The sequence below is a fragment of the Pseudomonas sp. Marseille-P9899 genome, from assembly GCF_903166565.1.
Taxonomy (GTDB): domain Bacteria; phylum Pseudomonadota; class Gammaproteobacteria; order Pseudomonadales; family Pseudomonadaceae; genus Aquipseudomonas; species Aquipseudomonas huaxiensis.
On sequence record NZ_CAESCG010000010.1, the window covers coordinates 170,379 to 183,431 of the forward strand.

A 13,053-nucleotide genomic window follows, 5' to 3' on the forward strand; every position below is an offset into this window, starting at 1 on the left:
GGGTTCTTGCACAAAAAAGGGCGCGTCCGTCATGGACCCGCCCTGGATGAAACCGTTGAAGCGGTCGCTGCCGGACTTGCGCAGACGACCGCTCCAGTACCCGCGATCAGTTCGCGTTCTGACCTTCAGCCAGGAAGAACCAGGTTTCCAGTACCGAGTCCGGGTTCAGCGAGACGCTTTCGATGCCCTGTTCCATCAGCCATTTGGCCAGGTCTGGGTGGTCCGAAGGGCCCTGACCGCAGATGCCGATGTACTTGCCGGCCTTGTTACAGGCCTGGATGGCATTGGACAGCAGCTTCTTGACCGCCGGATTACGCTCGTCGAACAGGTGCGCGATGATGCCCGAGTCACGGTCCAGGCCCAGGGTGAGCTGGGTCAGGTCGTTGGAACCGATGGAGAAACCATCGAAGTACTCGAGGAATTCCTCGGCCAGGATGGCGTTGGACGGCAGTTCGCACATCATGATCACGCGCAGACCGTTGACACCACGGCCCAGGCCTTTCTCGGCGAGCAGGTCGACGACCTGGCTGGCTTCGCCCAGGGTGCGCACGAACGGCACCATGATCTCGACGTTGGTCAGGCCCATGACATCGCGAACACGCTTGAGCGCACGGCATTCCAGGTCGAAGCAGTCACGGAACGACTCGCTGATGTAACGCGAGGCGCCGCGGAAGCCCAGCATCGGGTTCTCTTCTTCCGGCTCGTACAGCTTGCCGCCGATCAGGTTGGCGTATTCGTTGGACTTGAAGTCGGAGAGGCGAACGATGACCTTCTTCGGCCAGAACGCTGCGGCCAGGGTGCTGATGCCCTCGACCAGCTTCTCGACGTAGAACTCGACCGGGTCGTTGTAGCCGGCGATGCGCTTGTCGACGCTCTCTTTCAGCTCTTGCGGCAGGCCCGCGTAGTTCAGCAGCGCCTTGGGGTGCACGCCGATCATGCGGTTGATGATGAACTCCAGACGCGCCAGGCCGACACCGGCGTTGGGCAACTGGGCGAAGTCGAAGGCGCGGTCCGGGTTACCGACGTTCATCATGATCTTGAACGGCAGATCAGGCATCGCGTCGACCGAGTTCTGACGGATGTCGAAGCCCAATTCACCTTCGAAGATGAAACCGGTGTCGCCTTCGGCGCAGGAAACGGTGACGCCCTGGCCGTCTTTCAGCACCTGGGTGGCGTTGCCACAACCGACCACGGCCGGGATGCCCAGCTCACGGGCGATGATCGCCGCGTGGCAGGTACGGCCGCCGCGGTTGGTGACGATGGCGCTGGCGCGCTTCATGACCGGTTCCCAGTCCGGGTCGGTCATGTCGGAAACCAGCACGTCGCCCGGCTGGACCTTGTCCATCTCGGAAACGTCGTGAATCACGCGAACCTTGCCGGCGCCGATGCGCTGGCCAATGGCACGGCCTTCAACCAGAACGGTGCCCTTTTCCTTCAGCAGGTAGCGTTCCATGACGTTGGCGCTGGAGCGGCTCTTCACGGTTTCAGGACGGGCCTGAACGATGTACAGCTTGCCGTCGTCGCCGTCTTTGGCCCACTCGATGTCCATCGGACGCTGGTAGTGCTTCTCGATGATCATCGCCTGCTTGGCCAGTTCGGCCACTTCGGCATCGCTCAGGCAGAAACGCGCGCGGTCGGCGCGGTCCACGTCGACCACCTTGACCGAACGACCGGCCTTGGCTTCGTCACCGTAGATCATCTTGATGGCCTTGCTGCCCAGGTTGCGGCGCAGGATGGCCGGGCGACCGGCTTCGAGGGTGTTCTTGTGAACGTAGAACTCGTCCGGGTTGACCGCGCCCTGGACCACGGTTTCACCCAGGCCGTAGGCGCCGGTGATGAAGACCACGTCACGGAAGCCCGATTCGGTGTCGAGGGTGAACATCACACCCGCCGTTCCGGTTTCCGAACGGACCATGCGCTGCACGCCGGCAGACAGGGCGACCAGTTTGTGGTCGAAGCCCTGGTGCACGCGGTAGGAAATGGCACGGTCATTAAAGAGGGAAGCGAACACTTCCTTGGCCGCGCGGATCACGTTGTCCACACCGCGGATGTTCAGGAAGGTTTCTTGCTGGCCGGCGAAGGAAGCGTCCGGCAGGTCTTCGGCGGTGGCGGACGAACGCACGGCGACGGCCATGTTGTCGTTGCCCTGGGCCATTTCGGCGAAGGCGGTACGAATTTCTGCGTCGAGACGCGCCGGGAACTCGGCGTCCATGACCCACTGACGAATCTGCGCACCGGTCTTGGCCAGAGCGTTGACGTCATCCACGTCCAGCGCGTCGAGCGCGGCGTGGATCTGATCGTTCAAACCGCTCTGTTCGAGGAAATCACGGTACGCCTGAGACGTAGTGGCAAAGCCGCCGGGGACCGATACACCGGCGCCCGCGAGGTTACTGATCATCTCGCCGAGGGATGCGTTCTTGCCCCCCACGTGCTCCACATCATGGACGCCGAGCTTATCGAGGGAAACTACGTACTCTACCAAGGTGATCTCTCCACTAACTGTGTTGGAAAAGCTCAGGACGCCGGCGTACCCCTGTGGGATCGACCGGGCGCTTGTGGCCTGGACCTGGAAAATAAGTGAGAATGCCGACGATCTCGTTCGGCAAACCGAACCTATCATATCCAAGATTCGTCACCAGCTTAAGGCCCATGGCGCAAATGAAACGATCTGCTTTCTTCATTTCCGACGGCACCGGCATCACTGCGGAGACCCTCGGGCAAAGTCTTCTGGCGCAGTTCGAGAACATTCCGTTCAATAAATTCACGCGACCCTACATCGATAGCGTGGAAAAAGCGCGCGTCATGGTACAGCAAATCAACGCCGCCGCTGAGCGTGACGGCATGCGCCCGATCATCTTCGACACCATCGTCAACCAGGACATTCGCGAGATCCTGGCGACCTCGAACGGGTTCATGATCGACATCTTCTCGACCTTCCTGGCCCCGCTGGAGCAAGAGTTGACTGCCCATTCGTCGTACTCGGTGGGCAAATCCCACTCGATCGGCGGCAACTCCAACTACATGGAGCGCATCGAAGCGGTCAACTTCGCCCTCGACAACGACGACGGCGCCCGCACCCACTACTACGACAAGGCCGACCTGATCCTGGTTGGCGTGTCCCGCTGCGGCAAGACCCCGACCTGTCTGTACATGGCAATGCAATTCGGTATTCGGGCGGCGAACTATCCGCTGACTGAAGATGATATGGAGCGGCTGCAACTGCCAACGGCGCTGAAGAATCATCAGCACAAGCTGTTTGGGTTGACGATTGATCCGGATCGGCTGACTGCGATACGGCATGAGCGGAAGCCGAATAGCCGGTACGCCAGTTTCGCTCAGTGCGAGTTTGAGGTGCGGGAAGTGGAGAATCTGTTCCGGCGGGAGAATATTCCGAATATCAATTCCACGCATTTTTCGGTGGAGGAGATTTCGGCGAAGATTTTGGTGGAGAAAGGGGTGGAAAGGCGATTTAAGTGAATGGCACTGCAAGAGCTGGAGCACTGCGAAATAGCCGTTGAACATTAGTAGCATGGTTATTGGCTAGCATGACAAGCAGGGATGATTAGAATGAAAGATATTGCAGGTAGCGAGGGAGATGTATCAGAAATTTCTTCGTCGAGTCTCGACCTTATCAGAAGCGTTCTCGCAGCGGAGAAAGATGAGTTTGCAGTTTTCAATTCAAAACTCTGCAATGATGTAATGCAGGACATGAGCGGAGAAAGCGCTCAGGAAACTGACTCGTTCTTCTACCTGATGACAGAGCGCTTGGAAGCTGTCGGCGAAATCGAAACCTCTGAACGTGCATCTTTTAACGTTTCAATTGGCAACAAAACCTTACGAGTCGATGGTAGCGGCGGCGACCCGCGGGACTCGGATGGTGTTTTAAGTCTAATCATCGCTGACTTTCATGGAGATGAGCTAAGAACTATTAATGCACAAGATGCAAAGAAAGCTTTTGGGCATTTGAAGAACTTCATATCATCCGCATGGAAGGCTGACTTCCGCATATCCCTGCCTAGCGGTAGCCCGGCCGCAGGACTCGCATCCACAATAGCGGAGGCATGGAGTTCAACAATAAAAATCAAGCTGATTTATATCACCAATGCAAATTACAGCTCCCGCACAGACGCCGTCACCGCTGGAGAAATAGGCGGGATACCTGCAACTTATAACGTGTGGGATCTTTCGCGATTCTACCGTTATGAAAACTCTCTGCAGGCACGAGAGGTATTGAACATAAATTTCCGTGATTCATTTGGTGGTTCAGTGCCTGCCTTGGTGGCGTCTAAAAACGGCGGAGAGCTGGAAAGCTACCTCCTAGTCATACCAGGCATTCAGCTCGCGGAAATTTATGAAAAATGGGGTGCAAGGCTATTAGAGTCTAACGTCAGAAGTTTCTTGCAAGCCCGCGGCAAGGTAAACCAAAATATACGTGACACTATAAAAACCGACCCCGCCTTATTCTTTTCTTACAATAATGGCTTATCGGCGACCGCCGATAGCGTTGAGTTGGAAAACTCCGCACTTGGCGGAACCCAAGTGATTTCCATGAAAAACCTGCAAATTGTCAACGGAGGACAGACTACCGCCTCAATTCACGCGGCGAAGCGAATAAGCCCTGATACCTTGAAGGAAGTTTACGTCCAGATGAAGCTGACGGTTGTTCCGGCAGCGAGGGCTGAAGAGCTGGTCCCCAAAATATCCGAGTTTGCCAATAGCCAAAACAAAGTAAGCGCGGCCGATTTTTTCTCCAATCACCCATTCCACGTTCGCATGGAAGAGTTCTCAAGACGAACACTCACCCCTATAGGGAGCGCGTCTAGGGACTCTAAATGGTTCTATGAGCGCGCACGAGGTCAGTACCTAGTCGAGCGGGCGAAAAGATCAGATGCAGAGAAAAAGCGCTTTGACATTGAATATCCTAAAAATCAATTTTTCTCCAAGACAGACCTTGCCAAAGCAGAATTTAGCTTCCGCACACTTCCTCACGTGGTCAGTCGAGGAGCCCAGAAAAACTTCTCGGAATTCGCCAAAGAAATTGGTACGCAGTGGCTAAAAGGAGAAGGCTCTTTCAACGAGCTGTGGTATAAGCGCTTAGTTGCAAAAGTGATAGTTTTCAGGCACATGGAAAAGATAGTTCCCAAGCAAGAATGGTATCCAGGTGGATACCGTGCGAACTTGGTTACCTATGCCATTTCCAAATTATCATCAGATTTAACCGAAAAAAAGTTAGCGATAGACCTTGACTCGGTGTGGGCGGCGCATGTGGTTTCGGAAGAACTGCAAAACACATTGCTATCCGCCGCAAAATACGCAGCAGCGATAATCATGAATCCTATCCATGGATTGACAAACATCAGCGAATGGGCAAAGAAACAAGCCTGCTGGGAAGGCCTGAGAACAACGAGTATCGAGTATGGCTCTGCGCTTGAAAAGTGCACTGTTTCTCTAGAGAGCCTTAAAACTGTGGAGAAGGATCTTAAACGCGAAGCGTCCATGATCTCAGGCATCGAGGCCCAATCGCAGGTTATTTCATTGGGTGGTGAGTATTGGGCACGTCTGAGAGCGTGGGGGCAGCACAACAGTGCAATATCAGACAAAGAAGATGGGATATTGAAAGCATGTGCGGCTCTATCGACCCGCTTACCATCTGAACGACAGTGCATCGTCGCCGTCAGAACACTGGAAAAATTCCGAAATAGTGGCTATCGGGACGAAGACGAGCCTCACCGAGTCAAAATCAGGAAATGGATACGCGACCATTAAAAAGAGAAACCGTCGAAACGTGCCCTTCTTTTTCAGACCATCCTAAAAAGAAGGGCAACCGCTATCGCATTTAGTGGAATTAGCAGCCAACGGGCATGCTAGCTCAAGCTATCGAACACTCCATACATAAAGCTATAGGAATTTAATCGGAGCAATCACTCTCAAAATACCATCGCCTGCTTCGACTCAAGCACACTCTCGACCGCTACTTTACCTTTTGCTGCAAGAACCCGGCTCACCATCATTCGTGCCACCGCCTCGAATACCGGAACCGCTACAGAGTTCCCGAACTGCCGGTATGCCTGAGTATCCGACACAGGGATAATGAAACTGCTTTCACCTGGCTTGTCGAAGCCCATGAGTCGTGCGCACTCATGAGGAGTAAGACGCCGAGGCCGACGTTCATGGTTGAACTCCCCATCCAAGCCATGTCTTTCTGAAAAACCACGATCAACAAGAATTTCGGAACCGTCCTTATGATAGCGAGCAGACAACGTACGCGCCACACTGTTTGGGCCAGTCAACCCAAAGCCGAAGCCATTACCCTTCTCCTTATGCTTCTGGGCGTACCTATAGAGATACTCCCACAGTTTGGGAGTAAGGGTATATTTGCTGTCAACATGTTCATCCAAAAGCGCCCCAAATGTAGGCCTGACCTCAGGATAGTGTTTAGCTATATCTTTTAGCGTAAAACCCTGATGGACATTAAGGTCACGCCTAAAACCTACAAGTACTATACGCTCACGATGCTGAGGAAGAAACTTCGCCGCATCAATCACTTTTGGATCTGCACCCTTCGGAGCATTTACATCTGCTACTTCGTAACCAAGCTCATCCAGAGCCTCACAGATAATCCTGAATGTGTTTCCCTTATCGTGACTTTTTAGATTCTTAACGTTCTCAAGCAAAAAAGCCGCTGGACGTTTAACCGCGATGATGCGGGCCACATCAAAGAATAGTGTGCCTTGAGTTTCGCACTCAAATCCATGCTTGCGGCCTAGTGAGTTTTTTTTCGATACTCCAGCCAGAGAGAATGGCTGGCAGGGGAAGCCAGCGAGTAACACATCATGATCGGGGATCTCTCTATCGATATTTCGATATGCCTCTTCCTCACCCACCTCCGGTTTATCAGAGAGGGTCACAGATCGGATATCAAGATTGAATCGATGTCGCGCTGGATCGCAGTAGTGGTTGGCCTTATACGTCCGAACCGCATATTTGTTCCATTCCGAAGTGAACAGACATTCGCCGCCGACTGCCTCAAAGCCTTTACGAATTCCTCCAATGCCTGCAAACAAATCAATGAAGGTGAAGGTGCGTTCACCCTCTACCCTTTGGGGTAACAGAGCACTCAGCCGCGCATACTCCATATATGAGAGTTTCGGCGACGCCTTACCCTTGTACCAACGATTTATGGTCTCGCGGCACCAGTGTCCCGGGCTGGCTTCGTTGAGTACTCCCGCGAGGAACCCTTGGTCATAAATACCCAGCAGTTCCTGAAGCAACGCATGATCGTCGACGTAATTGCTTTCAGCCCGTTCTTGGGAATGCTCGGGGAGGCTCCGAGAGATCGATGGCTCTTTTTTGACGAGGTTCATAGGTGCTCTTCTGGGTCAGATCTGTGACGAAAAATCACTATTTTATCCCACCAGCTCTGAGTGTGAAGCGCTTTCTTCGTGAGACTGGTGTAGCAGGGGGATGCAAAAAGCGAGAACACTGTTTATACGTACAGCATCGTGACAAATCAAGGTTCTTCAAATGACACCCCTCAACCACCTCTAAGCCTGGGAAGCAGGATTCGGAACTAGGGTTTCGTGGACTTTGTCATAATTCGGCCATCAAACGTGGACAAACCGGCTCTCAGGATACCGAAATGGACATTGTGGACACCGCTACCCGCTCCAAGATGATGTCTGGCATTCGCGGTAAAGACACTAGACCTGAAATGATCGTGCGCCGCTTTCTGCACAGCTTAGGTTACAGATACCGTCTTCATCGCAAGGATCTGGCTGGCAAGCCCGACATTGTCATTCCAAGGCTGAAGGTTTGCCTCTTTGTCCATGGATGCTTTTGGCACCGTCACTCAGGGTGCCGGTTCGCCACGACCCCCAAGACGAGGCCGGACTTTTGGAAGGAAAAATTTGAAAAGAATGTTGCAAGAGATGCGACCAACAGAGCAGCCCTCGAAGCAATAGGATGGAGAGTACTTGTCATCTGGGAGTGCCAACTGAAGACTGCCACCTCGACACTCAGCGGCCTTGAGCAAACACTTCAGTTACTGTCCTCAGAGCGGGCGCTATGATCGAAAGCGGACTGGGGCTGACCTGGACCCATCTGGATGTGATTTTCTTTGCTTAAGGCAATGGACACGGTAGCTAGGCTGGCAGAATGCAATTATAGTCGGCTACATAGTGGCCTGCGCAAATGCGACCGCCCCGCTGCCTAAGGGCAGCCGTCTAGGAAAAAGGATTTAGAAGTGAGTAATTTGATCAATGAGCCCGATGCCCCCCGCCTTATCTTCGGCCTAAGGGATACCGGCTACAATGTCAAAACTGCTGCTGCGGATATTATTGATAATTCAATCGCTGCGAAGGCTGATCAGATAAACATTGAGATCACGCTAACCGCAAACGGACGCAAGCTTGTCTACTTTGGCGATAATGGTGAGGGGATGGATGCTGCCGGCATTCATCGTGCAATGCGATACGGCGCACCGGAGCGCGAGAACCTCGAAAGCCTAGGAAAGTTTGGCCTCGGTTTAAAAACGGCTTCTAGCTCTGTTTGCCTCAGATACACTCTAATCTCTCGTAAAGGCCCGGACCAAGAGCTAGCAAAGCTTACGTGGGATTTGGATTATGTAGCTCATAAGAATGCTTGGGAGATGCTCAGAGAGCCCATCACTTCTGACGAAAAAGAAATGTTTGAGGAGCTGTGCGGAGAAAAAGGCACTCTTCTTATATGGGAAAAATGTGATCGAATCCTCACAAAGGACTATGAGCCAGGATCTACTCAAGAAAAGGCAGCAATAAAGCGCTTGGCCGACAACCTATTAGAACATCTATCTCTTGTATATCACCGTTTCCTTGATACTGCGGACCAACGTGAACGGAACATTTCTATTTTCGTTAAAGGGACTGCAGTTCAACCGTGGAACCCATTTTATCCCGCTCGCTCTGAGCAGGTTCTTGCGGAAGCGAAGCAAAAACTCGTCATAGAAATGCCAGACGGCTCCGAGGAAATCGCGAATATTCGAGCATGGATACTGCCTCATCGCAATGATATGACCAAGGAAGAAGAAAAGAAGCACGCAAGAATATCCAACCGCGCCCAAGGCTTCTATGTTTATCGTGAAGGACGATTGATCCAGGATGGTAGCTGGATGAGCGTCTTCGGAGCTAACGAGCCTCACACCAGCTTGCTACGAGTGGAATTTGATTTCGGATACAAACTCGACGACGCATTCCGCATAGATGTGAAGAAGTCCCGCATTCTGTTCCACCCAGATCTTGAGGATGGACTCAAGGAGCTGTTATTTCCGATCTACCGGGAAGCTGGCCAGCGAGCGAGAAGGCACAATCGAGAACAGACCAACACCAACAACATTGACCACACAAGCGCAAATAAAAACATCAGCGACACTAATGGCGCAAGTAAGGCGCAAGTAACTTCTGTAGATACCGAGAACCAGTCCGCTGTTATTTCCAACAACATGGGCCCCAAGATACAACTAAAACTTACAATACAGAGCAATGTAAGCCCAGAAACTGTTCACATCGACGCCGTGGAAAACATTAACACTGGCGAGTTGTGGCAGCCAGCACTTCGTAGTGCAGGAGAAAACGGGCACGTACCCGCTGTGTTGCTGAACAAACATCACGATTTTTATCAGAAAATCTATAAACGCGCTGCGAGCAACGGGTTTGCTGTAGAAGGCATGGATCTTCTTCTCTGGGCATTTGCGGCAGCTGAGCAAAACAATACGAACGAAGAGCTAGAGCCTATCTTTGAGGATATCCGTGCCGAGATCTCTAACAACCTTCGTAAGTTGCTGCGAAATATTGCTGAGCCCAGCCTCGCAGAGCTGGCGAGCGATGAAGATATATAAGGATGATTGCCGGAAAGAAAAGCCTCATCCTTAGAGAGCTGGAAGAAGGCACCGGAGCCGCTATTGAAGCGGCGGTTGACACTAGCGGCCTGAGATCTGCGCTGAAAATCTGGTTTGGGGATCTCGACGAAAAGCACGGTCCAGTCGCAGAGCTTCGGCCTTTTGGACTGAAGGGACACAGCATTGTCCTTTCATTTGGAAACTTTTCTGGTGAAATTATTGACCAGATACGGAGAGCGGCTCCGGAGGACGTCCAACTAGCACGCGCGCTAATCGCATCCATCAAGCCCGATACAACAGTTACTGTCGCTGGTCAGGATATCTCTGAGTGGAGCATAACGTCGGGCTCTTTCCGCATGACCGCGCGAGTCCGCGACCAAAATCATCCACACGAGGACTTCGCAATCATCGCCATTTGTCGGGATGTGATCGTCCCGATGATGGCGGCTATGGCCGAACTCATCGGCTACGACGTAATTGAAGATGAAGTTGACAACGAAGTTCCGGCCTTTGAAGGTGCGGTCCTTCAATCAGTCGTTAAGCGGCGAGAGCGAAATCCACGCAACAGGCTTCTGTGCATTCGCATCCATGGTGAACGATGCCTCGTATGCGGGCTAGAGCCGAGGCGGGTTTATGGGGATGCTGGAACATTCATCGAAGTTCATCACCTGGAGCCGTTAGCGTCGCTTACTAAGCCACGGCCCTACGATCCACGGACTGATCTAGTCCCGCTATGCCCAAACTGTCACCGTGCGCTCCACACAAGGCGACCGATACCCTTGAGCATAGAGGAGCTGAAAGCACTGAGAGATTGCTATCATGACTGAGCCCGTCGAGCTGCCTACCACTTTCGACGCATTGCGCGAATGCCCACCACCAGGTTTTTCGCTTTCGGATCGTTTGGTTGACCCGATTATCATACTCAGCAGGGTCGCCGACCGCATCGTTGCACGACTTGGCGGTTTTCGACTGATCAGGGGTAGTCGGTTCCTGTATCTCGCGCCCAGCAGCCGTCATGCCTGGATCATTGATGGATCCACAATTCGGCCACTTCCGCATGATGCTGTTTGCCTTTTCGAGAGAATGCTCAAGAGCTTATCCCCCGATAACCTTTCGTACAGTCAAGCGATCAACCTTCTTCGAAACCCAACAGACCTGCTAGTCGAGGCTGACAATGAGCTTCTTCAGGCAGGCGGAACCAGCGCTGATACCTTCGATAGTGAAATCACGGTTCAAGGGCTAGCTGCTACGCTTTTCCCCTACCAGGCGCGCGGTGTCCGCTGGATGTGGGCCACAATTAGACGCACCGGTGGATTGATCCTCGCGGATGAAATGGGTCTGGGAAAGACACTTCAGATTATTGCACTGCTGCTCATAGACCCTCCCAAAGCAGATGCTCCCGCATTAATAATTTGCCCTACCAGTTTGATAGCAAATTGGGTTCGCGAATTCGAGCGCTTCGCACCTGGGGTCACAGTGATGGTACACCGTGGCGCCAAAAGAGCTGGTATCTATCGAGAACTCCAAAGAACCAGTGTAGTAGTGACAACCTACGACACTATGGTGAATGACATCTCGATATTCACTTCGTTTGAGTGGTCGTGGGTAATCTGCGACGAGGCACAAGCAATCAAAAACCCAGACTCGAACCGCAGAAACGCAGCCATCTCAATACCACGTCGGCGAACGATTCCTATGACCGGGACGCCCGTGGAAAATAGCCTTTTGGATCTTTGGTCGTTAGCAGACTTTGCGATACCTGGTCTACTAGGTTCAAGACGAGAATTTGAAGCAAACTACCCCGACAGCCTTGAGGCTGCGCAAACAGTAGGCCATTTCACAGACCCAATCATTCTTAAACGCAGAGTGGTTGACGTAGCAGGAGATCTCCCCGAACGAATCGATATCGATGTTCCACTGGAGCTGGACGATGCACTCGCCAATCATTACCTCACGGTACGCGCAGCTACCCTAGCGAAATATCCTGTAGCAGGTGCCCTAGTTGCAACGCTGCAGCTGCAATTGGTCTGCGCACATCCTTGGCTACGGCGAGATGACGAAAGCGGCGATGAATACGAAGACTCCAACCTAATCCGGTCAGACGCCTATCCACTTATTACGCCTAAAATGGAGCGCGCCGTAAGCTTGCTGCGCGAAGCATTCTCAAACGGACGAAAGGCACTTGTATTTGCGATGTTCAACAAGATTGGCGATCTGGTAATGGAGGCTACCAAAAGCGCTACAAACGTTTATTGGGGTGCAATCAATGGCTCGACCCCACAGCAAGAACGTCAAGCGATCATTGACGAATTCACAAATCACGATGGCCCTGGGTGCTTAGTATTGAATCCCAAAGCCGCAGGCGCTGGTCTAAATATCACAGCAGCTACGGTAGTAGTCCATTTTACTCCGGTATGGAATCCTGCTTTGGAAGCTCAAGCCAGCGCTAGGGCACATCGCCGAGGCCAGACGCTGCCCGTGACAATCTATCGGCTTTTCTATAAAGATACCGTAGAAGAAGTTATGATCGAAAGGTCTCTCTGGAAAAGCGAGTTAGCGAACGAAAGCGTGCCAATTTCAACCAGAGATGTAAACGACCTGAAACGAGCCCTAGAGATAGCACCGGAAAAAACATGACTAACAAAGCCTTTCGTAAGACATTGAGCGCCAATGATGTTGGCTCTACTGGAGGGCACCAGGGTGGTATCCTTATTCCTAAATCGGAAACAGAGCTTTTAGCATTTCTTCCTCCACTCGACCCTGACACCAAGAATCCAAATGCGTGGATTGATTGTGAAGACGAGACAGGCAAAATCAGAAGATTTAGGCTTGTTTACTACAATAACAAATTTCATGACGAACGCGGCACGCGTAATGAGTACCGTATAACTCATATGACAAAATACCTTCGCGAAGTTGACGCCAAAGAAGGCGAGGCAATAGAGATCTATAGAAACGGACCATTGCCCCCTTACAGAATCCGCCTAATACGCTCGAGGCAACTAACTGAAACAATTGATAACAAGGACGGCTTTAGAATAAAATTAAAGTCAAATTGGTCGCGAGCCCATTGACGGTAACAGGATTAAGAAACAGCGTCACACAACCAAAAATTCCCGATTCAAATTTTTCATCACCATATCGAAAACTGACCAACCCAGCAACTCATGGGAATACCCTGC

Annotated in this window: 9 protein-coding genes; 7 read left to right on the plus strand and 2 right to left on the minus strand. The window is 52.2% G+C overall.

The window, feature by feature from the left end:
• Positions 1–106: 106 nt before the first annotated feature.
• Complete coding sequence (ppsA, locus tag HWV67_RS29900) at positions 107–2,482, minus strand: phosphoenolpyruvate synthase (protein ID WP_095155695.1); 2,376 nt, start codon at positions 2,480–2,482, stop codon at positions 107–109.
• A gap of 176 nt (positions 2,483–2,658) precedes the next feature.
• Between ppsA and ppsR the strand changes: the two genes are divergently transcribed.
• Both ppsR and HWV67_RS29910 read left to right on the plus strand, forming a co-directional pair.
• Positions 2,659–3,477: a posphoenolpyruvate synthetase regulatory kinase/phosphorylase PpsR gene (gene ppsR / locus HWV67_RS29905; protein WP_095155729.1), complete on the plus strand. Its 819-nt coding sequence runs from the start codon at positions 2,659–2,661 to the stop codon at positions 3,475–3,477.
• A 90-nt stretch (positions 3,478–3,567) separates the two neighbouring features.
• The gene (locus HWV67_RS29910; RefSeq protein ID WP_175653828.1) at positions 3,568–5,766 is read left to right on the plus strand and encodes an AIPR family protein; all 2,199 of its coding nucleotides are present in this window, start codon (positions 3,568–3,570) and stop codon (positions 5,764–5,766) included.
• Between the two features lie 161 nt (positions 5,767–5,927).
• On the opposite strand, the gene dcm is transcribed toward HWV67_RS29910, so the two are convergent.
• Complete coding sequence (dcm, locus tag HWV67_RS29915; protein ID WP_175653829.1) at positions 5,928–7,364, minus strand: DNA (cytosine-5-)-methyltransferase; 1,437 nt, start codon at positions 7,362–7,364, stop codon at positions 5,928–5,930.
• A 275-nt stretch (positions 7,365–7,639) separates the two neighbouring features.
• Between dcm and HWV67_RS29920 the strand changes: the two genes are divergently transcribed.
• From HWV67_RS29920 to HWV67_RS29940, 5 genes are all read left to right on the plus strand, one after another.
• Positions 7,640–8,068: a very short patch repair endonuclease gene (locus HWV67_RS29920; RefSeq protein WP_175653830.1), complete on the plus strand. Its 429-nt coding sequence runs from the start codon at positions 7,640–7,642 to the stop codon at positions 8,066–8,068.
• Positions 8,069–8,242: 174 nt separating this feature from the next.
• Positions 8,243–9,871, plus strand: coding sequence for an ATP-binding protein (locus tag HWV67_RS29925; RefSeq protein ID WP_175653831.1), 1,629 nt, complete (start codon positions 8,243–8,245; stop codon positions 9,869–9,871).
• 2 nt (positions 9,872–9,873) lie between these two features.
• Positions 9,874–10,698 carry an HNH endonuclease gene (locus tag HWV67_RS29930; protein ID WP_175653832.1) on the plus strand — a complete coding sequence of 275 codons (825 nt, stop codon included), beginning with the start codon at positions 9,874–9,876 and terminating at the stop codon, positions 10,696–10,698.
• Complete coding sequence (locus HWV67_RS29935) at positions 10,691–12,508, plus strand: DEAD/DEAH box helicase (RefSeq protein WP_175653833.1); 1,818 nt, start codon at positions 10,691–10,693, stop codon at positions 12,506–12,508. Before HWV67_RS29930 ends, HWV67_RS29935 begins: the two co-directional genes overlap by 8 nt.
• Entirely contained in the window at positions 12,505–12,945 is a 441-nt protein-coding gene (locus tag HWV67_RS29940) for an EcoRII N-terminal effector-binding domain-containing protein (protein ID WP_175653834.1), read from the plus strand. The genes HWV67_RS29935 and HWV67_RS29940 overlap by 4 nt, the downstream gene beginning before the upstream one ends.
• Positions 12,946–13,053 lie beyond the last annotated feature (108 nt).

Bases quoted from the DNA above. Each gene is read 5' to 3' on its own strand.
- HWV67_RS29930 (WP_175653832.1), top strand. From the start codon at position 9,874: ATGATTGCCGGAAAGAAAAGCCTCATCCTTAGAGAGCTGGAAGAAGGC.
- ppsR (WP_095155729.1), top strand. From the start codon at position 2,659: ATGAAACGATCTGCTTTCTTCATTTCCGACGGCACCGGCATCACTGCG.
- HWV67_RS29920 (WP_175653830.1), top strand. From the start codon at position 7,640: ATGGACATTGTGGACACCGCTACCCGCTCCAAGATGATGTCTGGCATT.
- HWV67_RS29910 (WP_175653828.1), top strand. From the start codon at position 3,568: ATGAAAGATATTGCAGGTAGCGAGGGAGATGTATCAGAAATTTCTTCG.
- HWV67_RS29935 (WP_175653833.1), top strand. From the start codon at position 10,691: ATGACTGAGCCCGTCGAGCTGCCTACCACTTTCGACGCATTGCGCGAA.
- HWV67_RS29940 (WP_175653834.1), top strand. From the start codon at position 12,505: ATGACTAACAAAGCCTTTCGTAAGACATTGAGCGCCAATGATGTTGGC.
- dcm (WP_175653829.1), bottom strand. From the start codon at position 7,364: ATGAACCTCGTCAAAAAAGAGCCATCGATCTCTCGGAGCCTCCCCGAG.